This window comes from Shewanella sp. Sh95 (genome assembly GCF_001308045.1).
In the GTDB taxonomy this organism is placed as follows: domain Bacteria; phylum Pseudomonadota; class Gammaproteobacteria; order Enterobacterales; family Shewanellaceae; genus Shewanella; species Shewanella xiamenensis.
Window position 1 is genome coordinate 1 of the sequence record NZ_LGYY01000250.1, and the last position, 23347, is coordinate 23347.

General features: G+C 46.3%; 24 protein-coding genes and 1 pseudogene. 12 read left to right on the forward strand and 13 right to left on the reverse strand.

Features of this window, described 5'->3' with window-relative positions:
- Both AEA42_RS21995 and AEA42_RS18880 read left to right on the forward strand, forming a co-directional pair.
- Positions 1-114 (forward strand): annotated as a pseudogene (locus AEA42_RS21995) (hypothetical protein); the annotation flags it as partial.
- A gap of 105 nt (positions 115-219) precedes the next feature.
- Positions 220-1254, forward strand: a complete 1035-nt coding sequence (locus tag AEA42_RS18880; protein ID WP_055648543.1) for a transposase — start codon at positions 220-222, stop codon at positions 1252-1254.
- Between the two features lie 385 nt (positions 1255-1639).
- On the opposite strand, the gene AEA42_RS18885 is transcribed toward AEA42_RS18880, so the two are convergent.
- The 5 genes from AEA42_RS18885 to AEA42_RS18905 form a co-directional block, all read right to left on the reverse strand.
- Positions 1640-2593: a D-2-hydroxyacid dehydrogenase gene (locus AEA42_RS18885; RefSeq protein ID WP_055648544.1), complete on the reverse strand. Its 954-nt coding sequence runs from the start codon at positions 2591-2593 to the stop codon at positions 1640-1642.
- Between the two features lie 46 nt (positions 2594-2639).
- On the reverse strand, positions 2640-3284 hold the full coding sequence (locus AEA42_RS18890; protein ID WP_011718023.1) for an outer membrane beta-barrel protein: 645 nt from the start codon (positions 3282-3284) through the stop codon (positions 2640-2642).
- A gap of 55 nt (positions 3285-3339) precedes the next feature.
- Entirely contained in the window at positions 3340-4128 is a 789-nt protein-coding gene (gene djlA / locus AEA42_RS18895) for a co-chaperone DjlA (RefSeq protein WP_011718024.1), read from the reverse strand.
- Between the two features lie 92 nt (positions 4129-4220).
- Complete coding sequence (gene murU / locus AEA42_RS18900; RefSeq protein ID WP_055648545.1) at positions 4221-4889, reverse strand: N-acetylmuramate alpha-1-phosphate uridylyltransferase MurU; 669 nt, start codon at positions 4887-4889, stop codon at positions 4221-4223.
- Complete coding sequence (locus AEA42_RS18905; protein ID WP_055648546.1) at positions 4886-5977, reverse strand: phosphotransferase; 1092 nt, start codon at positions 5975-5977, stop codon at positions 4886-4888. The genes murU and AEA42_RS18905 overlap by 4 nt, the downstream gene beginning before the upstream one ends.
- Positions 5978-6092: 115 nt before the next feature.
- Between AEA42_RS18905 and lptD the strand changes: the two genes are divergently transcribed.
- The 7 genes from lptD to AEA42_RS18940 all read left to right on the forward strand — a co-directional run bounded on the left by lptD (position 6093) and on the right by AEA42_RS18940 (position 15128).
- Positions 6093-8390 carry an LPS assembly protein LptD gene (gene lptD, locus AEA42_RS18910; RefSeq protein ID WP_037430773.1) on the forward strand — a complete coding sequence of 766 codons (2298 nt, stop codon included), beginning with the start codon at positions 6093-6095 and terminating at the stop codon, positions 8388-8390.
- 221 nt (positions 8391-8611) lie between these two features.
- Positions 8612-9916, forward strand: coding sequence for a peptidylprolyl isomerase SurA (gene surA / locus AEA42_RS18915; RefSeq protein ID WP_037421411.1), 1305 nt, complete (start codon positions 8612-8614; stop codon positions 9914-9916).
- Positions 9917-9922: 6 nt separating this feature from the next.
- Positions 9923-10909, forward strand: a complete 987-nt coding sequence (pdxA, locus tag AEA42_RS18920; protein ID WP_037421414.1) for a 4-hydroxythreonine-4-phosphate dehydrogenase PdxA — start codon at positions 9923-9925, stop codon at positions 10907-10909.
- Between the two features lie 14 nt (positions 10910-10923).
- Complete coding sequence (gene rsmA / locus AEA42_RS18925; protein ID WP_037421417.1) at positions 10924-11730, forward strand: 16S rRNA (adenine(1518)-N(6)/adenine(1519)-N(6))-dimethyltransferase RsmA; 807 nt, start codon at positions 10924-10926, stop codon at positions 11728-11730.
- Between the two features lie 52 nt (positions 11731-11782).
- Positions 11783-12163 (forward strand): Co2+/Mg2+ efflux protein ApaG, encoded by a 381-nt coding sequence (gene apaG / locus AEA42_RS18930; protein WP_037421420.1) that lies wholly within the window; start codon positions 11783-11785, stop codon positions 12161-12163.
- Between the two features lie 21 nt (positions 12164-12184).
- A complete protein-coding gene (locus AEA42_RS18935; RefSeq protein ID WP_055648547.1) occupies positions 12185-13009 on the forward strand; it encodes a symmetrical bis(5'-nucleosyl)-tetraphosphatase in 825 nt (274 codons plus the stop codon).
- Between the two features lie 97 nt (positions 13010-13106).
- Positions 13107-15128, forward strand: coding sequence for a methyl-accepting chemotaxis protein (locus tag AEA42_RS18940; protein WP_037421426.1), 2022 nt, complete (start codon positions 13107-13109; stop codon positions 15126-15128).
- A 245-nt stretch (positions 15129-15373) separates the two neighbouring features.
- Here the strand turns inward: AEA42_RS18940 and AEA42_RS18945 are convergent, their stop codons facing one another.
- From AEA42_RS18945 to rplU, 7 genes are all read right to left on the reverse strand, one after another.
- Positions 15374-15790: a DUF3718 domain-containing protein gene (locus AEA42_RS18945; RefSeq protein ID WP_037426172.1), complete on the reverse strand. Its 417-nt coding sequence runs from the start codon at positions 15788-15790 to the stop codon at positions 15374-15376.
- A gap of 196 nt (positions 15791-15986) precedes the next feature.
- Entirely contained in the window at positions 15987-16469 is a 483-nt protein-coding gene (gene folA, locus AEA42_RS18950; protein ID WP_055648548.1) for a type 3 dihydrofolate reductase, read from the reverse strand.
- Positions 16470-16491: 22 nt separating this feature from the next.
- Complete coding sequence (locus tag AEA42_RS18955; protein ID WP_037421434.1) at positions 16492-16965, reverse strand: threonine/serine exporter family protein; 474 nt, start codon at positions 16963-16965, stop codon at positions 16492-16494.
- Positions 16962-17723 carry a threonine/serine exporter family protein gene (locus tag AEA42_RS18960; RefSeq protein ID WP_037421437.1) on the reverse strand — a complete coding sequence of 254 codons (762 nt, stop codon included), beginning with the start codon at positions 17721-17723 and terminating at the stop codon, positions 16962-16964. The genes AEA42_RS18955 and AEA42_RS18960 overlap by 4 nt, the downstream gene beginning before the upstream one ends.
- Before the next feature lie 27 nt (positions 17724-17750).
- A complete protein-coding gene (gene cgtA, locus AEA42_RS18965) occupies positions 17751-18917 on the reverse strand; it encodes an Obg family GTPase CgtA (RefSeq protein WP_037421441.1) in 1167 nt (388 codons plus the stop codon).
- Between the two features lie 213 nt (positions 18918-19130).
- Positions 19131-19385: a 50S ribosomal protein L27 gene (rpmA, locus tag AEA42_RS18970; protein ID WP_007650346.1), complete on the reverse strand. Its 255-nt coding sequence runs from the start codon at positions 19383-19385 to the stop codon at positions 19131-19133.
- A 14-nt stretch (positions 19386-19399) separates the two neighbouring features.
- Positions 19400-19711, reverse strand: a complete 312-nt coding sequence (rplU, locus tag AEA42_RS18975) for a 50S ribosomal protein L21 (protein WP_011073451.1) — start codon at positions 19709-19711, stop codon at positions 19400-19402.
- A gap of 273 nt (positions 19712-19984) precedes the next feature.
- Here rplU and ispB point away from each other — a divergent pair, with 273 nt between their 5' ends.
- A complete protein-coding gene (ispB, locus tag AEA42_RS18980; protein WP_037426181.1) occupies positions 19985-20956 on the forward strand; it encodes an octaprenyl diphosphate synthase in 972 nt (323 codons plus the stop codon).
- 76 nt (positions 20957-21032) lie between these two features.
- Here ispB and ung read toward each other — a convergent pair whose 3' ends face one another.
- Positions 21033-21698 carry a uracil-DNA glycosylase gene (ung, locus tag AEA42_RS18985; RefSeq protein WP_086023977.1) on the reverse strand — a complete coding sequence of 222 codons (666 nt, stop codon included), beginning with the start codon at positions 21696-21698 and terminating at the stop codon, positions 21033-21035.
- A gap of 160 nt (positions 21699-21858) precedes the next feature.
- On the opposite strand from ung, the gene AEA42_RS18990 reads away from it, so the two are divergent.
- Both AEA42_RS18990 and AEA42_RS18995 read left to right on the forward strand, forming a co-directional pair.
- Positions 21859-22419 carry a prepilin-type N-terminal cleavage/methylation domain-containing protein gene (locus AEA42_RS18990; protein ID WP_037421445.1) on the forward strand — a complete coding sequence of 187 codons (561 nt, stop codon included), beginning with the start codon at positions 21859-21861 and terminating at the stop codon, positions 22417-22419.
- A gap of 70 nt (positions 22420-22489) precedes the next feature.
- Positions 22490-22807, forward strand: coding sequence for a DUF3144 domain-containing protein (locus AEA42_RS18995; RefSeq protein ID WP_055648549.1), 318 nt, complete (start codon positions 22490-22492; stop codon positions 22805-22807).
- The last annotated feature ends 540 nt before the right edge of the window (positions 22808-23347 follow it).

Here is a 23347-nt window from a genome sequence, read left to right on the forward strand (position 1 = left end):
TACACCAATATTGAGTATCACAAAGCCTCGTTAGGTGATGAAGCCCTGCACGAATCCATCAAAGATGCTCATTTTGTTGGTATTCGTTCCCGTACCCAACTCACCGCCGATGTATTAAAACGTGCCGGGTAATAGCGGGGACAGCCATATCTTTTTGTGTTATTCAGCACCTTCAACTAGGCTTTAAAATATCCTGATTTTGTCTGTGTGGAGTTTGCGATGACTTCGGCAAGAAGACAGCTAATTGATGCTAATTCAACGCCCTTCTACCATGTGATAAATCGCTGTGTTAGAAGGGCTTTTTTGTGCGGCGAGGATAAGTTATCTGGACGTAGTTACGAACATCGACGTGGCTGGATTGTTCATAAAATCAAAGCCTTGTCTGCGATATTTTGTGTGGATATTTGCGCTTACGCGGTGATGAGCAATCACTATCATTTAGTGCTTAAAATAGATGTCGATAAGGCCAAATCCTTAACGCAAAAAGACATTATCAGCCGTTGGTGCCAAATCACTAAAGGCCATGCAGTCGCGACTAAGTATATGAATGGTGATGCATTAATCGAAGGTGAACGCATGTTGCTCGATGGCTTAATTACCGAGTGGCATGAACGATTAAGCAGTATTTCTTGGTTTATGCGTTGTTTAAACGAAGAAATTGCCCGTAAGGCTAATCGTGAAGATGAGTGCAAAGGCGCCTTTTGGGAAGGTCGTTTTAAATCGCAAGCACTGTTAGATGAGCAAGCCTTGCTCGCGTGCATGATGTATGTCGATTTAAATCCAATCAGAGCAGGCATTGCCGATTCTTTGCAATCCTCTGATTTTACATCGATTCAGGAGCGAATTAACTCGCTAGATTCACCCAAGCGCCCATTAGCTATCTCAAAGCTACAAACTGACTTCTCAACTAATGAAGCTCATATTCCCCACAAGTCTCTGGTCCAATTCGATGGCGCAGCTCACCTGAATCAGCAAGTGGGTATTCCGTTTCACTTTGCCGATTATCTCGAACTGATTGATTGGACAGGCCGCGCCATCCGCCTTGATAAGAAAGGCTATATCGATAATCAACGACCTAAGCTACTCAATGAATTAGGTGTTGCGCCCGATGCGTGGCTCACATCAGCCAAAGAGTTTCGTCGTCAATACAGTGGCATAAGTGGTCGATGGGATAGCATGTGTGAATTTAAAAAGCAGCATAACAGCGGCAAATGGTGTAAAGGCAAAGCCTCAAGCCAAGCGTTACATCCTTAAGTTGCTCACGACTCAGCGTTTAGGATTATTTTTGTTTATCCGAAATGGAGATAATTTCGCGCAAAACATAGCACGCTTTTGTCCCAAAGCGTGCTATGTATTTCTTTAAAACTTACAGATTACGCCGATGCTAAATAGGTGAGCCATGGAGGTTTGCGAGACGACCGTCCGCCCCATGGACGGGGCGGTCGAGCATCCACGGACGGACTCGCTGCGTGTCGATGAGCGAATACCATGGCTCACCTATAACTCAGCACTTAAATATCGTCTCCCCCAAATTTTATGCCGTTAAGGGAACTATCCAACACATTTTTCCCCCTTCAATTCCAACTGCATTTCTTTGGAATGAAAACATTTCCTACAGAAACAAGCTAACCCACAAGCCTTATGGATTCACCCAATTCACTCTATCGCCAGCTAGATAAGCGCTGAGATTTGCCGTCGCGATATTGAGTAGGTTTTGCCGTGCTTCTTTGGTCGCCCAAGCATTGTGTGGGCTGATACTGATATTGGGTGCTGTTAGTAGTGGATTATCTGCACTCGGTGGTTCGGTTGAGAGAACATCGACGCCGGCAAAGACTTTGCCCTGCTTTAATGCCGTAGCCAGCGCGGCCTCATCGATTAAGCCGCCGCGTGCGGTGTTGATCAGTAGCGCCTGCGGCTTCATTAACTCGAGGGTTTGGGCATTAATCAGCTCGGTGGTTTCAGGGGTAAGTGGACAGTGGAGCGAGAGAATATCGGACTCCTTGAATACCGTATCGCGTGATGTCCAACTCACGCCTTGGGGTAAATCGCGGGGCTGAGTGCGGGTATTGACTAATACCTTCATACCGAAAGCTAAAGCGAGTTTAGCCACCTGCTGGCCAATATCCCCATAACCAATCAAGCCTAAGGTTTTACCTTTAAGGGATTGCAGCGGCATTAAAGTAAAACAAAAGTCACTGCAATTACTCCATTGCCCTGCGGCAACGGCTTGATGGTGCGCCGCAACGGCTTGCGTGTGATGCAAAATATGGGCAAACACCATTTGTGCGACGGCATCGGGGCCATAGGCGGGCACGTTGGTGACCACTATGCCTAACTCTTTTGCGGCGGCAAGATCCACCACGTTAGTGCCGGTGGCGAGCACGCCGATATATTTAAGCTTAGGCAGTTGGGCTAAGGTGTTGGCATCGAGGGGCATCTTGTTGGTGAGCACAATTTCGGCATGCTGAGCGCGGGGGATAATCTCCGCCGAGGGCGTGCGAGCAAAACAGCTAAATTCCCCTAATGCGCTGACCGCTTGCCAGGTTAGATCCCCAGGATTTAAGGTTTCACCATCGAGTACGACTATTTTCATCTTTACCTCTTAACTGCGTTTGCGCCTTGCCCATAAAGCAGGAAAATTAAAAACTGAGTTTGACCCCAAGATTGGCTTGCACTTGCCACATTACATCCGATGTGACATGCCATAAGCATTGGTCTTCATTACAAAAAAGTGAGGTGTCACTGTCAATAAAGGTCGCGTAGCCACGCAGATCCGCAAACAACGCAAAGTTTTGCATCATACGATATTCGACGCCACCACCAATGCCCATGGAGAAACGGGTTTCAGTTGACCAATCATCGGGCATCATCCGAGTCACCCCGGCACTGGCGGTAATGTAGGGCTGAAAATCGCCACTTGGGAAGAATAAAGTGCCGCCAAGGTGGATATAGTCCACATCTAAGGAGGCGACTAAGTCTGGGGTAAACAGGCCACCGCTTTTCAGCTCGGAGGATTGGCGACTGTAAAGCAGGTAAATATTGCCGGGATCGTTAGTGCCAATCCCTAACATGAGGCCGTAATGGCTCGCCTCTTCGATACCCACACTCTGCTTATTATTGGTTTCAGCGTTGTTAGCATCGAGTTCATTGATATCGAACGAGCTGCCGCCAAAGCTGTAACCACCGTAGGGGGCGACAAACAGCTCGGGTTCGGCATAGGTTGGTAATGCGAGGGTTAGAGGTAATAAACCTGCAATCACACTTAATCGGTTAACGTATTTCATCTTAATCCCTTATCTATCGTTATTATTCCTTGCGTCGACAACGTTAGCCGAAGCATTAGCGCATGCCGCGCTCCGATTTCACTCTGTCGTACGCAGCTTGGATATCCTGCGCCTTACGATTGGCAATTTCCATCATCTCGGGTGGTAATCCCTTAGCAACCAATTTATCGGGATGATGTTCATTCATCAACTTACGATAAGCCCGCTTGACCTCCTGATCCGTTGCCTCGGCATTAATGCCGAGCAAATGATAGGCGTCGGTAATCGAGGTTTTATTTCCATTAGAGGTTTGGTGGAAACGGTATTCCGCTTGCCAACGTTTAAGTAATTCATCGAGTTGCCCACGACCATAACCTAACTCTTGGGCCACCGTCATCAGAATTGCATGTTCTGCGGCATCGAGCTCACCGTCCGATAGGGCGGTTTGAATTTGGATCTCGATAAACATTTGCACCAGTTCTTGACGGCCTTGGGTCACAGCGCGAAAGGCTTGCAGGCTGCTACGCAGGTCAAAGTCAGGCTCTTTACCCTCACGGAACGCCTGCTGCGCCTCTTTACGGGCTTCACCCGTTAAGCGCATCTGATCCATCAACATAGTCGCGATACGAATATCGGTTTCAGTCACTCGACCCGACGCCTTGGCCACATGACCCATTACGGCGAAGGTGGTGTTAAAGAATATCCCCTGTCGATTCTTGGCTTGACCTAAGATCTGACTAAAACTGGCGCCACCACCTGCGCGCTTGTCGTAGAGATGCCCAAGCCATAAGCCCAGTAGCGCACCGAAAATACGGCCAAACATAAACCCGATAACAAATCCAAAAAACTTACCCCAAAGGCGCATCTTAATTCCCAATTTGATAATTTATTCAGTCACTCAATCGACATTGCGAGTGAAACCGTTCACTCAGGCGCCAAACATTAGGCGATATGCCATTACGCCAGCGCGGACTCCAATGCTTGCAGACGCGCAATCGTCCCAACATCGCACCAGAGTCCATTAAAGTGTGCCCCGCTGATCAGGCCATCGGCCATTTTAGCCCGCAGCAAAGGCCCAAGGGCAAAGGCACCATCCGGCGTGCCATCAAATAATGATGGGCGATATAAGCCCATGCCAGAGAAAGTGTATTTTTGCTCACCCAGCTCACGTACAAGGCCCTGCTCCAAGGCAAAGTCACCGTTAGGATGTTGCTCGGGATTCGGCACCAACCATAAATGCGCCAGAGCGGTATCCGCTAGGGGGACAATCGTCGGCAAGGCATCGATAAACACATCACCATTGAGCACTAAAAACGGCGCATCCGAATCGCCGTCAGTCAGCAAAGATATGGCCTGCTTAATTCCGCCACCGGTCTCGAGAGCCGATGCTTCGGCGCTATATTGGATCTTGACCCCAAAGTCGTGACCATCCCCTAAGGTTTCGACCAGCTTATGCCCAAGCCAAGCGTGATTTATCACGATATCCACGATACCCGCCGCCGCTAACTTCTCGATATGGTACACAATCAGCGGCTTACCTAACACCGGTACTAGGGGTTTTGGTAAAGAGTCAGTCAATGGGCGTAAACGCTCTCCCCTGCCTGCCGCCAGGATCATCGCCTTCATTGCTTGTCTCCCTGCTGAGTATCCTTTTCCTTGGCCGCAAACGCAGGCACAACGCGCGATTGCACCCAAGCGGAAAATGGTGCCAACTCAGGATAAACACTGGCAATATCCACAATGTAGGACAAGGTTAGCGGAATATCGGCCATATAGGCGGGCTTGTTATCACGATAGTGTAAACGGGCAAAAATACCCGCAGCTTTGATATGGCGCTGCAGCCCCATTAAATCAAACCAAGTTTGGTACTGGGTAAAGGATGTCTGCGCCGGAATTTGCCCTAACTCAAGCACTTGCTGATAATGCTGCTGCATTAATTCCAGCACCATGGTTTGCGGCCAACGGATATAGCAATCCCGCAGTAAAGACACAGCGTCGTAGGTCACAGGCCCTAGCACCGCATCTTGAAAATCAATCACGCACAGCTCGCCCTCTTTGAGCATCAAGTTACGGCTATGGAAATCCCGGTGCATCCCCACCTTTGGCTGAGCGAGGGCATTTTCTACTAAGAGGCCAAAACTCTTCTCCAGCAGTAAGCGTTCCTCATGGCTAAGTTCGAGTTGTAAATGCCTCTCTAACAACCACTCAGTAAAGATCCCCAGCTCACGGCGCACAAACGCCTCATCATATAAAGGCAAGGGCTGCGTGTTGCCTGTGACAGGATCAAGGCTCTCAACCACTGAGGCCACCTGGGGCAATAATGCCAATGCGCGGCGGTAATAATCGGCGACATTATCGTCCGTAAGTACAGACAATAACTGGGTATCCCCCAGATCGCTCAGAAGCATAAAACCTTGCTCGGCATCGGAAGTAATCACTTTTGGAACTGTCAGTCCCGCCGCAGCATAGCTACTAGCGAGGGCGATAAAAGGCGCGATAGGCACTAAGGCGGGCGGAGAATCGGCGACAATATAGCTAGCATCACGCGCAACGACGCGGAAATAGCGTCTAAAACTAGCATCACCCGAAATCAATATCGGGGTCACATCATAGGAAAAATAACGGTTCAGCCACTGATTAAGGGAAATAAATCTCGGATCGGATAAAGTCATTTCATGGCTCTTATAGAAAAATTGCTTTATTATAGCTGGCATATAATTTGGAAACAGCTAAGAAATTGAGAGATTTATTTGCTGCGTTGCACTTGTAGTTTGCAACTTTCCCCGTCGATACTTGTCCAGACTAAGAAATCATTATTATTGACCTAAGATGCAGATCCGTTACCTTCTGGCCTTGAGCCTGTTACCTAAATTAGTCCTGGCAGACGAATCTCCCGCAACCTCAGCATCACAATGCCTAATCGAACCGCCAGTACCTCGTATCGTATCTCAACCGGGGTTGAGTGCGGCTGAACAAGCAAAAATTCGAATAGCTTCAGACCGCTCAAAAGCTGAAATGGGTAAGCAAGCGATTTTTACCGGTGATGTGGTCTTCAGCCAAGGCGATAGACACATCGCTGCCGATGAAGCCATCCTCGATCAAGCCACAGAACAATTTGATGCTAATGGCAACTTAGTCTTCCAAGACAGCAATTTTACCGTTACCGCAGACTCGCTACAGGCGCAAATGCGCAGCAATCGTGCCACCCTCAAAGGCGCACAGTATTGGCTGCACGGGCAACAGGTACACGGTGATGCAGAAAAACTGCAAATCACCATAAACAACAACCTGATTTTAACCAATACGAACTTTACCACCTGTCCGCCTGACAACGTCTCTTGGTTGCTTGAAGCCGAAAAAATTAAGATCAACAGCGAAGAAGAATGGGGCGAGATCTGGAATGCCAAGCTGCGAGTGGCCGATATTCCGGTGTTCTACATCCCTTATATGACGGTTCCGGTTTCAGACAAACGTAAAACAGGCTTCCTCTATCCAAGCTTTAGCACCAGCACCACCAACGGTTTTGAGGTGTCAGCGCCCTACTATTGGAATATTGCACCGGAATACGACCTGACATTTACGCCAAACTATATGACTAACCGCGGGTTATTCACTAAAACTGAGTTTCGTTATCTCGCGGGTGAAGCTCAAAATGGCCGTTTGAATTTTGAATATCTAGGCAGTGATCGAATGATCGGCGGCAGCCCAAATCGTTACCTGTATAACTGGCAACACCAGGGGGCTATCGATAAAAACTGGCGAGTATTGACTAACTTTACTGAAGTTTCGGATAACAACTATTTCAACGACTTAAAGTCTGATGTTAACCGTGCGACCGATAACCAATTATCACGGATTGGCGAAGTCAGTTACTTCGAACGTGATTGGGATATCAGCACTCGGGTGCAGGATATTAAAGTACTGGGCGAAGATGAAAAGCCATACCAAGTGATGCCACAGGTTAACTTTAACTACCGTGCCGCCGACTTTTGGAACAACTTGGACTTTGGTTTTAACTCCGAGCTGACCAATTTTGCCCACCAAGATGACGATGTAAACACGGCAACCCGTTTGCATATGGCACCCAGCCTAACACTGCCAATCCATGGTCCTTCAGGCTCACTGACGAGCCAATTAAAGTTAATGCAAACTAACTATTGGCAGGACAAAAATAACACTAAATTTGATACCTTAGATGACACTGTAAGCCGTACCATTCCTCAGGTGCGTATCAACGGACAAATCAACTTCGAACGTTTTACCGAGCTATTTGAGCAAAATTATCGCCAAACACTCGAACCTCAATTCCAGTATCTGTATGTAGGTTATGAGGATCAACGGGGTATTGGTATTTACGATACCGCCCAATTGCAGGACGACTACTTTGGTCTATTCCGGGATCGCCGCTTCTCCGGCCTTGACCGTATCGCCGATGCCAACCAAGTGACTCTTGGTATTACAACTCGTTTCTTCGATGACCATAACCAAGAAGCGACCAAATTCAGTCTCGGACAAATCTTCTATCTTCAAGACAGTAAGCTAGGCTTCGAAGATAATATTTTTGAGCAAAATCAATCAACTTCAGTATTGGCGGCCGAGTTAGATACTCGTTTAAGCCAAGACTGGTATTTAGGCGCGGCCATTCAGTACGATACCAACACCAGTGACAATAAAAAGACCGAAGTCACCTTAGACTTCCGTCCTGAAGCCAACAAACTACTGCAATTAAGCTATCGTTATGTACCCGATCTACTGAACTCCAACACTAACGATTTGGTTAATATCTCCCAAGCAGGTGTTCGCGGAGCTTGGCCTATCAATGACAGCCTCTATTTTGTTGGCAACTGGTACTATGACCTCAACGAGAGTCGTAGCATAGAAACCTATACAGGTTTCCAATATGAATCATGCTGTTATGCAATTCGCCTCAGTTATCACTATCGCATTAAAACCAACTACGATGACAACATCGGCTCAGCCATTATCGATGAGCGCGAGCAATTTGAGCGTGGTGTGTACCTCAACTTAGTCATCAAAGGGCTCGGTGGTTCTGGTCCATTAGGTGTAACGGATATGCTCAATGATGGTCTGTTTAACTACAGAAAACCGCTTTATCTGAGGAATTAGCAAAGAATTGTGGTAGATTGCTGAACCTCAACAAGGACTGAGAGTCCAAACAAGTTAATGAAAGCTGTGCGTTCACCCAATAACTGAATTGAGTGACGCATCTTTTAAGAGTTACCAACAAAAGAACATTTAGGCAACTCACTGTAATTTCGATATAAATGGTAAAGTTAACTTAAATAAGCCGTCGAATCTGACCTTAGAACGTGCCAAGGATTTTGTGGATGAAACCCAGTAAACATCTGATTTTTGCTTTATTTGCACTCGCTATCAGCCAGCCAACCATGGCAGCTCCCCAGCCACTCGACCGTGTTGCCGTTCAAATCAACGACGGTATTGTGCTCGAAAGTGAAATCACCAATATGATTGACACGGTTAAAGCCAATGCTAAGGCCGCGAATCAATCGTTACCCTCCGACAGTGCACTGCGCACCCAGGTTATCGAGCGATTAATTTTGACTCGTCTGCAATTACAAATGGCGGATCGCATTGGTCTACATATTGGTGACCTACAGTTAGACCAAGCCATTGAAAACATTGCGCGCGAACAAAAAATGACCGTGGCACAAATGCAGCAAAAAATTGAGAGCGAAGGCTTAAGCTTCGGCCAATACCGTGAGCAACTGCGTGAAGAAATCACCTTAGGTGAAATCCAACGTATTCAAGTACAACGCCGTATCCAAGTTTCACCACAGGAAATCACTGGCCTAGTGAAACTGATCCAAGAGCAAGGCATGAAGGACGTCGAATACCAAATCGGCCATATCCTGATTGATGTCCCCAATAATCCCACCAGTGAACAACTCGAAGCGTCAAGCAAACGCGCCAATGCCGTGCTTGAACGTTTAAAGAGTGGTGAGGATTTCCGCCGCACCGCTATCGCCTCTTCATCTGGCCCTAAAGCACTTGAAGGCGGTATTTGGGATTATATGAACATCAACGAGATGCCAACCCTGTTTGCTGAAGTCATTAATGGCGCCAAAAAAGGCGATATTATCGGCCCAATTAAAAGCGGTGCTGGCTTCCATATCATCAAGATTATGGATGCTCGTGGTTTACAAACCAAAGAAATTGAAGAAGTGAGAGCGCGTCATATCCTGCTCAAGCCATCGCCAATTCTGTCGGAAGATCGCGCTAAGGCCATGTTAGAACAGTTCCTGAAGCAAATTCGTTCAGGCGAAGCTAAATTCGAAGATTTAGCCCGTCAATACTCTGAAGATCCGGGTTCAGCGACTAAGGGGGGCGAGTTAGGTTGGGCTGAGCCTGGTATTTATGTGCCAGAATTTGCGCAGACACTTAATAGTTTAAGCCCTGATCAGATCAGTGAGCCTTTCCGTACTACCCACGGCTGGCATATCACTCAGTTAGAAGAGCGTAGAAAAACCGATGCCACGGATCAATTTAATACTAACCGTGCGCACCAACTGATTTTCCGTCGCAAATTTAACGAAGAACTGCAAAACTGGCTAGACGAAATGCGTGCCGACGCATACATTGAAGTCTTTCAGCCTGAGTCTAATCGAGGTTAAGGTAAATTGACCACTAAACGTATTGCCGTTACCCCCGGAGAACCTGCGGGTATCGGCCCCGATTTAGTCGTGCAACTGGCTCAGCAGGCTTGGCCTGCTGAGTTAGTCGTTTGTGCGGATCCTGAATTATTAGCCAGCCGGGCTAAACGACTTGGCCTTCATGTTACCTTTCGCCCCTATTTGCCTGATCAGGCCCCAAAACCTCAAGCAGCAGGTACGCTGACAATCGCCCCCTTCAAGCTCGTCACTGAAGCCGTTTGTGGGCAACTTGATGAGCAAAATAGTACCTATGTGGTTGAGACTCTGCGTTACGCAGGTGAAAAAAACATGAGTGGCGAGTTTGATGCCGTTGTCACCGGCCCAGTGCATAAGGGGATCATCAATCAAGCAGGGATTTCCTTTAGTGGTCATACCGAGTTTTTTGCCCATCAGGCTAACTGCCCCGATGTAGTGATGATGTTAGCAACTCAAGGTTTACAAGTGGCACTGGTGACCACTCATATTCCACTGGCTTATGTTGCTAAAGCCATTACACGCCAACGCTTACATCATATTATCAAGATTTTACACGCTGACCTTATCAGCAAGTTTGCCATTGCTTCGCCTAAGATTTATGTCTGTGGCTTAAATCCCCATGCGGGTGAAGACGGCCATCTTGGCCGGGAAGAAATCGATGTGATTATTCCGGCACTGAATGAACTGCGTGAAGAATATCAAATGAACATTGTCGGCCCTCTACCCGCCGATACCCTGTTCCAACCTAAATATTTACAGGACGCGGATGTCGTCTTGGCCATGTACCATGACCAAGGCTTACCCGTTCTAAAGTCACAAGGATTTGGCAAATCGGTAAACATTACCTTAGGTTTACCTTATATCCGTACCTCGGTTGACCATGGTACGGCGCTCGATCTTGCGGGAACTGGCAAAGCCGATATCGGCAGTTTTGTCTGCGCCTTGAATAAAGCCATTGAGTTATCCTCAAAAAACTAAACGATTAGATATTAATGAGTAGCAAAGTACATTTAGGCCACACGGCCAGAAAGCGTTTCGGACAAAACTTCTTAACTGATAACAATGTGATTAACCGCATTGTGGGTGCGATTGCCCCCGATAACGACCATGTGATGGTAGAGATCGGCCCAGGCCTTGGCGCTTTAACGGAGCCAGTCGCCTCCTCGATAGACAATCTCACCGTAGTGGAGTTAGACCGCGATTTGGTTGAGCGCTTGCAGCATCACCCAGTACTTAAGGATAAGCTCACCATTCATCAGGGCGATGCATTGCAGTTTGATTTTAGTCAGTTGGTTGTCCCAGGTAAAAAACTCAAAGTTTTTGGTAACTTACCTTACAATATTTCAACTCCGTTAATGTTCCATCTGTTCGAGTTTGCCGAACTGATTGAAACCATGCACTTTATGTTGCAGAAGGAAGTAGTGCTGCGTTTATCTGCAAGTCCAGGTACGAAAGCCTATGGCAGATTAACGGTTATGGCACAATATTTTTGCCAAGTGGTCCCCGTACTCGAAGTACCACCCCATAGCTTTGCGCCGCCACCGAAAGTGGATTCTGCCGTAGTGCGCCTTTTGCCCTATGCAGAAAAACCCTTCCCCTGTAAAGATGTGAATGTGCTACGCCAGCTATGTACCACGGCATTCAATATGCGCCGCAAAACACTGCGTAATAACCTCAAACAAGTGTTAAGTGATGAAGAGTTCGAACAGTTAGGTATCGATCACAACCTGCGTCCAGAACAAATCTCCGTTGAACAATATGTTGCAATGGCGAATATGGTATGTGATAAGCAGGCTTAAGCAGTTAAGTTTGATGGGCACCTAGGTGCCCAATATCATTGTAGGAACTCACATGAGCGTATTGGATAACTCTATCCGAGTCGAAGTCAAAACCGAGTATATTGAACAACAATCCTCGCCAGAGGATCAGAAATACCTCTTTAGCTACACTATCACCATTATCAACCTCGGTGAGCAGACCGCAAAACTCGAAACCCGTCACTGGATCATTACCGACGCGAACGGCAAAATGACTGAAGTACAAGGTGCAGGAGTAGTCGGCGAAACCCCAAGCATTCCACCCAATACCGCCTACCAATATACCAGTGGCACAGTACTCGATACGCCTCTTGGCATTATGTATGGCACTTATGGTATGGTCAGCGAATCTGGCGAACGTTTTAAGGCAACCATTAAGCCCTTCCGTTTAGCGACCCCTGGTTTATTACACTGATTTAATTTAAGAAAGGATACTGTGGCCCATTATTTTGTTGGTGATGTCCAAGGCTGTTTTGCCGAACTCCAAAAATTACTTGCTAAAGTCGACTTTAATCCATCCCGCGATGAACTGTGGGCGGTGGGAGATCTTGTCGCTAGAGGCCCAGATTCATTAGCGACACTGCGCTTTTTTCAATCTCTAGGTGATGCGGGTAAAACGGTTCTCGGGAACCACGATCTGCATTTACTCGCTCTGCATGGCAAACTTAAGCGGGATAAACCCAGTGATAACCTCACGCCACTATTAAACGCACCGGATATTTCGAGCCTTATCGACTGGCTTAGGCAGCAACCCTTAATGCGGGAGTTGCCAGAACATAACGTCATCATGACCCATGCTGGCGTACCGCCGCAGTGGTCGTTAGAACAATTAAAGCAAGAATCCCAACTGGTTAGCCAAGCCCTACAGCAAAATGACTATCTCGATGCACTCATTCGCCAAATGTATACCGACACCGAAGAACGTTGGGACCCAAGTGCTATTGGTATAAATCGGCTGCGATTTTGTATTAATGCGTTGACCCGCATGCGTTATTTGTATATCGATGGTCATTTGGATTTTGATTGTAAACAGCCACCAGAAAATTGCAGTAATCCACAGCTTCGCCCGTGGTTTGAATTTACGTCGGCGTTACGCCAAAGTCACACATTAGTGTTTGGACATTGGGCTGCATTGATGGGAAAAGTGAAAGATCCTAAGTTAAAAGCACTCGATACAGGCTGTTGCTGGGGAGAACACCTCACACTATGGCATCTTGAAAAAGACCAAAAAATTACCCAAAAAAAGTTAAAAAAGAGTTAAACTAACCTTAACTTTGGTCGATAAACGACAGTGCGTCTAAGCCCTGAATTTAATAATCTTTTCATTCGGAATAATATAATAATAACCGGAGTATCCTATGAAAGTTAATGTAGCCACCCGAGTCATTGGCGGGTTTAGCATAGTCACGCTTTTACTTGTGTTGTTAGGATTTACCTCTTACCTGACGAACATTAGCCTCAAAGATAGTTCGGCGATGATGCAAGAACTCAGCCTGCCAGCCCTAAAATCGACCAATCATTTAACCGAGTCCCTGAGTGAGCAACAGCGTCAAGTATTAATCGCTTACCATGCCCCAAAATCCCGGCTCATTCCCGATATCCGTAAAGTATTTAACGACCATAGCGCCCAGTTTAAAAATGAGATCAGCAATCTTAACCAGCTTGTTCAAAAGCAAAACAACTTGTCATCATTGATTTCTCAATTAAATACAAGCTTTTCTACCTTTGAGCGGGATAGTTTGGCCATGCTTACCGAGCGAGAAGCCGCGTTAAGCAAACAAGAACAGCTTATCAATTTAAAAAAGAAACTCGAAAATGCCGCCGATGATGCCTCATCGGTACTGCTCGATATTATCGATTTAGAAAATAGCCAAAACCCTGATGCCCAGAGTCTTGCAGCTTCAGCCAGTGCAATTGATAGCAGCATGGGGAATATCATCACCACCATTGCTGATTTGGTGACAAACGAAGAAATGAGTAAACACGAACTCATTTCCAAGGAACTTGATTACATTCTTAGCGAAAGCAAAAATAAGCTCGAATACGTTAACCGCCATGCGCAGGGTATTATTGAAGCTGATACCTTAGAATCGATTAACCAAGATATTAAAAAAGTACTGGCACTCCTCGAAGGCTCAGATTCTATGGTGCAACTCAAAGCGAGCCAGTTGAGTCATTCTCTGGCGGCATCGAATCAACTCAGCATTATTGAGAAAGACGCTAAAATCATCGATCGTAACATGGAAGAAGTGAGCAATAATATCGAAGCGGTTGCGGCACAAATGAGCCAAGAAACCATTGCTCAAATTGATGCAGCCAGTATCCGCACTATGATTGTGGTGCTTATCGCAATTGTTGTCGCCGTTATTATCAGCTTTGCCGTAGTCACGCCCCTAAAACGCTCGCTGAACCAAGTAAACAATGCGCTGAATGTGCTCGCTTCAGGTAATTTAACCCACAAATTAGATGATTCAGGTCACGATGAGTTTGCTGAACTTGCCAAAAACTGTAATCGCTTGGTCGATAGTTTACGCGGCTTAATTGCGGGTATTTTAGATCGTTCAAACCAGCTTGCCGCCGCAGCTGAACAGACCTCTGCAATCACCGCACAAACCACCACGGGTATCCAAGAACAAAAGAATCAAGTCGATCAAGTGGCTACCGCAACGACAGAATTAAGCTCCAGCGCGCAACAAGTGTCGATGAGTGCCGATGATGCCCTCGCACAAATTAAACAAGCTGATCAAGAAGCTAAGCATATGCGTGCTATTGCCGAGGAAAATAAACACACCATTCTGGCCTTAGCGGAAGAAGTGGCTAAAGCAGGCCAAGTGATTAACAAGGTCCAATCGGATAGCGCCTCAATTGGGTCGATTTTGGATGTGATCCGCGGTATTGCCGAACAGACGAATCTATTGGCATTGAACGCGGCCATTGAAGCCGCGCGGGCGGGTGAACAGGGCCGTGGCTTTGCGGTCGTCGCCGACGAAGTAAGAAGCCTAGCATCAAGAACCCAAGTCTCGACCCGTGAAATTCAACAAATGATTGAGGTACTACAACAAGGGGCACAGCAAGCAGTGGCTGCGATGGATATGGGCCGTGCCCAAGCCAATGCCTGCGTAGCAAAAACAGAACAAGCCAACCTTGCCCTAGAGACCATCAGCCAGTCGGTGCATAAAGCCTATGATGCAGGCACTCATATTGCCCACGCCGCGCAGGAACAAAATTTAGTAAGCCAACAAGTGTCTGAAAAACTAGAACATATTGCAGCAATTTCGGAAGAGACCGCGATTGGCGCAGATCAAACCGCCCAATCAAGCCATCAGGTGGCTAAGCTTGCCGAAGAGCTACAAGCTTCTGTCGGTGAATTTAGAGTGTAAGCAAACACTCAGGTATAAATAGGGTCGCTGTCGCGGCCCTTTTCTTTGGCTTGCGCTTTCCCTTGAACTCGGTTATCAGGCTATACCGCAGCCAAATGCTATAAATGCAATTTCGGAACTCAACTCAATATTCAGTAAAAACGGCCTAAACGACACCCATAAAAAATGCCGAACTGAGTTCGGCATTTTTTACGTATTATTCTTTGCCTATGTAAAAGCACGCGAGAAAATGATTAAACAGGCTATTACTCTTCTTCACCGCCAGCGCCTGCACCTAAACGCTCTTTAACCGCTGCAGTGATAGGACTGGCACTATGACCATTTGCCTCAGCCCAAGCTTGGATAGTCATGCCATCCGCTTCTGGTACGCTTAGCTCGTTGGCGGATAACCGCTTAGCAACAAACTCACCCGCATCATTCGCATTCACGGCATAGGCGGTACGTAGTAAGCTTTGGCCGTCACAACTAATTCCGCTGTAAACTTGGCGCAATTTAACACGACTTTCTTTTAATTTTTTACGTAAGCGGTTTTTATCGTTCGCTTTAACGTAATCACAAATACTCGCAACAAGCGGATCTGCTTCATTCGCTTTAGCCGAGGTTGGCACAGAAACATAGCTAAATCCGATTAGTGCAGCCAAGGCTACAGGCATTAGACGCATCCGATACTCCTTAATACTTTCTTATAATTTTTTTATGGTTTGTATGGTCTGCGTCTATATCTAACGATAATTGCCCCCTCAGGTCCAGATAGCTCTCGATAACACAGTTATCTCAGCCTACTGGCGCCTAGCCGGTATAATACCTTCGACATATTGACAATCCATACGCACAGGGTACACAACATAACGACATAATTTAACATTTTTTTGCCAAATTGATAAAGCGATATTCCAGCCCATCAGCATTTATAGCCGCTACGGATTCGGTTTCTTGCCACTCATCGGTTTTCCAAGCAGGGAAAAAGGTATCACCTTCAACGTCTAAGTTAATTTGAGTTAGATAGAGCCTATCGGCTTGGGGTAATAGCTGTTGATACAATTGTCCACCGCCAATGACCACCAACTCTTCACAATCGCCAGCCGCCTCTTTGGCAGCTTCAAATGATGTGACACAGGTTACGCCCTCTATCAATAAATCCGCTTGGCGAGAAATCACAATATTATGACGCCCAGGTAAAGGTCGACCGATTGATTCAAAGGTTTTACGGCCCATCACAACTGGCTTACCTAAGGTCATGGCTTTAAAATGGCGTAAATCTTCGGGTAGATGCCATGGCATTTTATTGTCTTTTCCGATGACTCGATTGTTTGCCATCGCGGCTATCATAGCAATGCGCATGGTCACTCCTGTGGAATTGTTTTTATTTAATAACTGGACGGGTTCTAAAGTACAGCAAACTCGGCAAGGCTAAACCAACCGATAGTGCCCCTAGAATAAAGACTGTTTTTAGCCCATTACTAATCACTTGGCCTGTTAGCTCTTGGCTTACCTGCGATTGTGCCGTGAGTTGCACTAAGGCAATCACAGTATTGAATGCATAAGTACCTGGGATCATGGGGATAATGGCAGCAACTGCATACATCAACGGCGGCGCTAAATGACGCTTTGCAAACCCGATAGTAATAGTGCCCACTAACGCCGCCGCGGCAAAGGTCGCCCACTCAATGGGTAAGCCAAATTGCAGCATAAGTGTGCGAGAGCTATGACCAATTGCGCCAGCTAATGCACAGTAGACTAAAAAGCGTTTAGGTACATTAAATACCATGGCAAAGCCGATGGCAGGGATCGCTGAGAAAAAGGCATCGTGTAGCAAAATAGTCAGTAATTCCATCACAGAAAAATACCACCAAGTTGCATTGCGATTGTAATCCCAATGACCGAAGAAACCGTCAGTAATGTTGCATGTCCCCAACGGGAAATGCCCACGTTCATATGCCCCTTAACCATATCAGAAATCGCATTGATCATTGGGAATCCCGGCACCAGCATTAATACACTGGCCGCCATGGCCGCCTGCGGAGTCTCACTCAAGTTGAATACATAACCCGTCTGCGCCAACATGCTAGTGACAAATGCCGTCACCGCAAAATTCACCAGCAAATTAAAATGCCGCTTTGCAATCGCAAGTCTCACCGACATTCCCACCGCAGAGGCGAAAAAGGTAATGATTGAAGCCGCGACATCACCATTAAAGAGGTGACAAAAACTCGCACAGGATAAGCCTATCATCAATATAACAAGATAAGGAGGATAGGTCTTAGGCTCGATGCGGGCTAAACGTTTGCGCACTTCATTGGGGCCATAGAGGCCTTTTTCTGCAAGTAAACAAATACGTTGTAACTCACACACTATGGTCATGTTAATGCCATGCTCACGGATCCGACGCGTTGTCGTGATACAGCGACCATGAACTAAACTCGTTAACACGAGGGAATTGGAGGAAATAGAAAGCTCGATACTTGCTAAGCCTAAGGCCTGACCTAGGCGCTGGCTGATTTCTTCAACTAAATCAGATTCAGCACCGTAGGCCAGCAAGAGTTGTGCAACCCGCACAACTTGCCGAGTAATATCATTTTGAGTATCTGCGTACACGAAACTCTCAAAACTTAGATATGGATATTATCTTTGGTAGATGACTTCAACATCGTAGTCATCATCATCAAAGTCATCATCGAAGTCATCATCATAATCTTCATTGACGGACTCAATGTTAGCTTGATGATAATTATCCCATTTGAATTCGACTTCATCATCTGGATTTGCATCTTTATCTTCAGGAGGAAGACTTTGGATGAAATCCCACAGCTTAGTCGCCAATTCCTTAGTACCATCGCGGCCATAGGCGGAAATAGTGTAAACCTCACCTTCCCAACCAAGCTCTTTAACAACTCGGTCAACCTTTTCTTTTAGCTCGTCTTCGAGCAGTAGATCGGCCTTATTGAAGACTAACCAACGAGGTTTGCTTGCCAGTTTTGGCGAATACTTTTCAAGCTCACCGACGATTGCACGGGCAGAGTCGACAGGATCTGTGCCATCAATTGGCTCGATATCGATGATATGTAACAGAATACGGCAACGTTCTAAATGCTTTAAGAAGCGAATACCCAGACCCGCACCTTCTGCCGCGCCTTCGATCAAACCAGGAATATCTGCGATGACATAGCTTTGGCCTGGACGTGGGTTAACCACACCGAGGTTAGGCACTAATGTCGTAAAGGGATAATCCGCAACCTTAGGTGTCGCACGAGACACTGCACGAATAAAGGTCGATTTACCCGCATTAGGCATACCAAGCAAGCCAACATCGGCTAACAATAGCAGTTCTAATTTTAAGCTACGCACTTCACCCGGTGTACCTAAGGTTTTCTGGCGTGGCGCACGGTTTGTACTGCTCTTAAAGCGAGTATTCCCTAAACCATGGAAACCACCTTTTGCCACTAATAACTTCTGGCCATGGGTAGTTAAATCACCAAGCACTTCTTCGGTGTCATGATCAATAGCACGAGTACCCACAGGCACTTTTAAAATCAAATCTTTACCACTATGGCCAGTACAATCACGGCCACGACCGTTTTCACCGCGTTCAGCCATGTGGAAACGTTCAAAACGATATTCAATCAAGGTGTTGAAGTTTTCGTCGGCCTCCAGATACACACTGCCGCCGTCACCACCATCACCACCATCAGGACCACCATCAGGGATATATTTTTCGCGTCTGAAACTCACGCAACCGCTACCGCCGTCGCCTGCTTCGACCCTAATTACTGCCTCATCGACAAACTTCATACTTACTCCTGGCATCACTGAATGAAGGAATTATACCGTTTAACTTCATCGGTCGCCAAAAAACTCGAGATACTTGCTCCCAATCTTACCAGTCAACGCCCTTAATTTGATAAAGATTTATCAAATCGCTCCAGAAACGTAGGTAAGTAGAAGCACAAAAAACAGAAAGCCCCACCAAAGGCGGGGCTTTACAGTATAAGCTAGACTCGAAAATTAAGCTTCGATGCTAATAAACTTACGGTTATTAGGACCTTTAACTTCGAATTTTACTTTACCGTCGGTCAGAGCAAACAGAGTGTGGTCGCGACCAATACCCACGTTTACACCAGCGTGGAATTTAGTACCACGTTGACGAACGATAATGTTACCAGCTAGAACTGATTCACCGCCAAAGCGCTTAACACCTAGACGTTTACTTTCTGAATCACGGCCGTTACGAGTAGAACCGCCAGCTTTTTTATGTGCCATGAGTTAGACTCCTATTATGCGTTGATAGCAGTAATTTTAACTTCGGTGAACCACTGACGGTGGCCCAACTTCTTGTCGTGGTGCTTACGACGACGGAACTTAACAATAGTTACTTTCTCGCCACGACCATGACTTACTACTTCAGCAACGACTTTACCGCCAGCCACTAAAGGAGCACCAACGTGCACTTTTTCACCGTCAGCGATCAGTAAAACTTGATCGAATTCAACAGTTGAACCAGTAGCAACTTCTAATTTTTCTAAACGAACTGTGTGGCCAGGGGCTACACGGTGTTGTTTACCACCACTTTGAAAAACAGCGTACATAGCTATTTTACTCCGATATTCCTAACATGCTGGCCCACATTCTTGGGGGCAGGATGCTACAAAAACTTTATTGACAATGGGCGCGGAGTTTACGCGAAGAATCCTTATCTGGCAAGCCCTAATTAGGAAAGAATAAAAAAAGGCCGGAATAACTCGCACATTAGTAGTGTGAGTACTGTCATATGTCAGAATTTTAGGTAAAATTCATTCTATATAACACGTGAGCCTAAAATACAGGCCGGGTACGTAATGGCCCCACAACCAGAGTCTATTATGGATTTAAACGCTATTCGTCAACTGGCTGACACTGATATGCAAGCAGTCAATCAGCTGATCTATAAACAGCTGGAGTCAGATGTCGCCCTGATCAACCAGCTAGGTTTCTACATTATCAATGGTGGTGGTAAACGTCTTCGTCCTTTACTGTCCGTCCTCGCCGCTCGCGCCGTCGACTATAAAGGTGAAGCCCACCTTAAGCTTGCCGCGATTATTGAATTTATTCATACCGCTTCATTACTGCACGATGATGTGGTCGATGAATCGACCCTCAGACGCGGCCGCGAAACCGCCAACGCGCTCTTTGGTAATAGCGCCAGTGTATTAGTGGGTGACTTCCTTTATACCCGCTCATTCCAAATGATGACTGAACTCGACAATATGCGAGTATTACGGGTACTAGCCGATACCACCAACGTATTAGCTGAGGGCGAAGTATTACAGCTAATGAACTGTAATGACCCAGATACTACCGAAGAAAGCTATATGCGGGTGATTTACTGTAAGACTGCAAAGCTATTCGAAGCAGCAACCTTACTTGCCGCTGTATTAGCGGGCGCCACACCTGAACAAGAAACGGCGTTGGGCGATTATGGGAAGTATTTAGGTACAGCCTTCCAATTGACCGACGATTTGCTCGACTACACCGCCGACAGTGAAGAGTTAGGTAAAAACATCGGTGATGACCTCGCCGAAGGCAAGCCGACATTACCGCTGATCTATGCCATTGCCCATGGCACAGAAGAAGAGCAGCAACTCATTCGTCATGCGATTGAGCAAGGTGATGGCACCCATGCGATTGAGAAGATAGTTGCCGCTCTGCATCATTGCGGCGCGCTCACTTATACTCAGCAAAAGGCCATTGAGGAATCAAATAAGGCTATTGCTGCACTTGCGGCATTACCTGACAGTGATTTTAAAACCGCATTAGTCTCACTGGCGAAAATATCAGTAGATCGCAACCACTAAGCTGTTGTGAACAATCAATAAAAAGGCCTTGCTTAGCAAGGCCTTTTTATTTTTAGCATTCTTTACAACATGGAACTTAAACTTGCCATTGGATCGGCGCTTCGCCCCGAGCCATCAGTAGTTGATTCACTTTTGAAAAATGCCCACAACCAAAAAAACCACGATACGCCGATAAAGGAGATGGATGCGGTCCCGATAGAATTTGGTGTTGTGGCGCGTTAATCACAGCACCTTTTTTGATGGCATGACTCCCCCACAGCACGAAGATAATTGGACGTTGCTGCGCATTAAGCAGCTTTAACGCTTCCGTCGTAAAAATTTCCCAGCCCGCATTGGCATGGGAGTGCGCTTGCCCCTGTTCTACCGTGAGGACAGTATTAAGCATCAAAATCCCCTGTTCAGCCCAGGCCGTTAAATCACCATGGTTGGGAATATGGAATCCCGGAATATCGTTAACCAATTCTTTATACATATTGGCAAGCGAAGGCGGCGGTTTAACCCCTCGTTTCACTGAGAAACATAAACCATGGGCTTGATTGGGGCCATGGTAGGGATCTTGACCAATTAACACTACACGCACTTGCTCGAGCGGCGTTGTTTTGAATGCATTAAACACATCCTCTTTCGGAGGATAAATCACTTTGCCCGCTTCTCGCTGTTGATTCACAAATGCGATCAGCTGTTGATAGTAAGGTTGCGTACGTTGATGGTCGATAAATGCTTGCCAAGTCGCCAAAATCAGTTTCTCTTACTTAAGTTACAATGCCGTTAGCTTAAAAGTGATAAGCAACCATGACAAGCTCACTGTACGATTAATTCGCCTGAACTGCTGATAGTTCAAGTTAAAATGCCACCAATTAAGTGCTATAGTGTCGGCACTTATCCCCTATTCATTCAGATAAATGATCCGCGACCGCTTACAAGGCTCAAGTCCACAATCCGCAGGCTTTACCTTAATTGAACTCGTTGTAGTGATTATTGTGCTTGGAATTTTAGCCGTTGTGGCTTTGCCCAAGTTTATCAATGTGCAGCAAGATGCGCAGATAGCTACAGTCAAAGCCGCAGGCGCAGGATTTAAATCCGGTTTAAATTTAGCGCGTTCAGTTTGGGCAGTGAAAGTAGGCTCAGGCCCCAAGGAAGATTTGCCCGTATTTGGCACAGCACAATCTGAACAAGTGGACTTTAATGCTAACGGTTGGCCTGCCCAACACTATATTTATGGCAATGAGGCATCACCTTCATTAGATAATGTGGAAGACTGTGTCTCTGTATGGGAAGTGTTATTCCAAAATGCGCAGCCGAGCGTCTCACGACTCAATATTGATGCCACGGAAACAGACTATAAAGCCAGTTATCTCAACCCTAATCAATGCCGATATTTTTATCGGGCTAACGATAAATTATCCATTTATTACGATTCAAGAACGGGAACCGTCACAACAGACTTAGATCCCAATAGTTAAGAGTTAGCGATTCCTTCCGATCGAAATTAGGATAGAATCGCCCACCAATAAATTATTTTGAGTAAGCGCTATGACAGACACGAGCAACACCACTATTTTTGAACTTGCCGATCAATTTATTGCCTTAGCCAATCAGCTAAGCCAGCAAGAAGGTGATGTAGGCAAAGTAGGTACCGCCCTGCGTTTTGCGGCGGCCCGTTTTAATGCTTTTGAAGCGGCGATTAAATCCGCCGATTTAGGTGCAGAAAAAGACAATGCACTCGACTGGTTTAGCGCAGAATACCGTGAAATGCTGAGTGATAATTTAGACGACCATATCGCCAACCCACCCGTTATGCAGGAAGAATCCGCAGAGATAGATGATTCTGTCCAAATTTTTAAGAACTGATCATCTGCTAAGGGTGAAGTGGCACACTATTTTTTGTGCCACCAAAGCTGCAGAGGTCTTCTTATCTTATCGATCACTTTAGGTGAATACATCAGCGCTACACCACAAGACATTTAGGGCTAAATTCAAACTGGATACTGCTGAATTAGTCCCTAATAGAAACCCTAAGCCAGTATCAATTTTAGTTTCTATTTACTGTCTCGTTGAGTGAATGCAACGAAAGCCAGTATGGCTTGATATTTAGCGAGCACTAGGGCGTGTGCAACTCAACCTAATGAATATCTATCCCAAACCGCTTTTGACCATACGCAGGCATTGGGCTGAAGAATCCCCTGATGATTTACAAATAAATCATCAAATTAGGGTGGAAGCGCATCTTGTTGCATGATCAAATGGTTTCGCTAAAAACTACACTTGGACAACAAGATGCGCGAAGCCAATATCCTACAACATTCTTTACACCAATACTGCCCAGAACTTCACCTAAAACGATTAAACAGCTTGATGCTGGCCTCTAAGGCACTGATTGAATGTAAGACA

Excerpts from the sequence above, each read along its gene's own strand:
- rpmA (WP_007650346.1), bottom strand. The coding sequence starts at position 19,385 with ATGGCACATAAAAAAGCTGGCGGTTCTACTCGTAACGGCCGTGATTCA.
- rsmA (WP_037421417.1), top strand. The coding sequence starts at position 10,924 with ATGAGTAGCAAAGTACATTTAGGCCACACGGCCAGAAAGCGTTTCGGA.
- AEA42_RS18995 (WP_055648549.1), top strand. The coding sequence starts at position 22,490 with ATGACAGACACGAGCAACACCACTATTTTTGAACTTGCCGATCAATTT.
- AEA42_RS18940 (WP_037421426.1), top strand. The coding sequence starts at position 13,107 with ATGAAAGTTAATGTAGCCACCCGAGTCATTGGCGGGTTTAGCATAGTC.
- lptD (WP_037430773.1), top strand. The coding sequence starts at position 6,093 with ATGCAGATCCGTTACCTTCTGGCCTTGAGCCTGTTACCTAAATTAGTC.
- apaG (WP_037421420.1), top strand. The coding sequence starts at position 11,783 with ATGAGCGTATTGGATAACTCTATCCGAGTCGAAGTCAAAACCGAGTAT.
- AEA42_RS18905 (WP_055648546.1), bottom strand. The coding sequence starts at position 5,977 with ATGCCAGCTATAATAAAGCAATTTTTCTATAAGAGCCATGAAATGACT.
- AEA42_RS18880 (WP_055648543.1), top strand. The coding sequence starts at position 220 with ATGACTTCGGCAAGAAGACAGCTAATTGATGCTAATTCAACGCCCTTC.
- folA (WP_055648548.1), bottom strand. The coding sequence starts at position 16,469 with ATGCGCATTGCTATGATAGCCGCGATGGCAAACAATCGAGTCATCGGA.
- rplU (WP_011073451.1), bottom strand. The coding sequence starts at position 19,711 with ATGTACGCTGTTTTTCAAAGTGGTGGTAAACAACACCGTGTAGCCCCT.
- djlA (WP_011718024.1), bottom strand. The coding sequence starts at position 4,128 with ATGCGCCTTTGGGGTAAGTTTTTTGGATTTGTTATCGGGTTTATGTTT.
- AEA42_RS18990 (WP_037421445.1), top strand. The coding sequence starts at position 21,859 with ATGATCCGCGACCGCTTACAAGGCTCAAGTCCACAATCCGCAGGCTTT.
- surA (WP_037421411.1), top strand. The coding sequence starts at position 8,612 with ATGAAACCCAGTAAACATCTGATTTTTGCTTTATTTGCACTCGCTATC.
- murU (WP_055648545.1), bottom strand. The coding sequence starts at position 4,889 with ATGAAGGCGATGATCCTGGCGGCAGGCAGGGGAGAGCGTTTACGCCCA.
- ispB (WP_037426181.1), top strand. The coding sequence starts at position 19,985 with ATGGATTTAAACGCTATTCGTCAACTGGCTGACACTGATATGCAAGCA.
- AEA42_RS18945 (WP_037426172.1), bottom strand. The coding sequence starts at position 15,790 with ATGCGTCTAATGCCTGTAGCCTTGGCTGCACTAATCGGATTTAGCTAT.
- cgtA (WP_037421441.1), bottom strand. The coding sequence starts at position 18,917 with ATGAAGTTTGTCGATGAGGCAGTAATTAGGGTCGAAGCAGGCGACGGC.
- AEA42_RS18890 (WP_011718023.1), bottom strand. The coding sequence starts at position 3,284 with ATGAAATACGTTAACCGATTAAGTGTGATTGCAGGTTTATTACCTCTA.
- AEA42_RS18885 (WP_055648544.1), bottom strand. The coding sequence starts at position 2,593 with ATGAAAATAGTCGTACTCGATGGTGAAACCTTAAATCCTGGGGATCTA.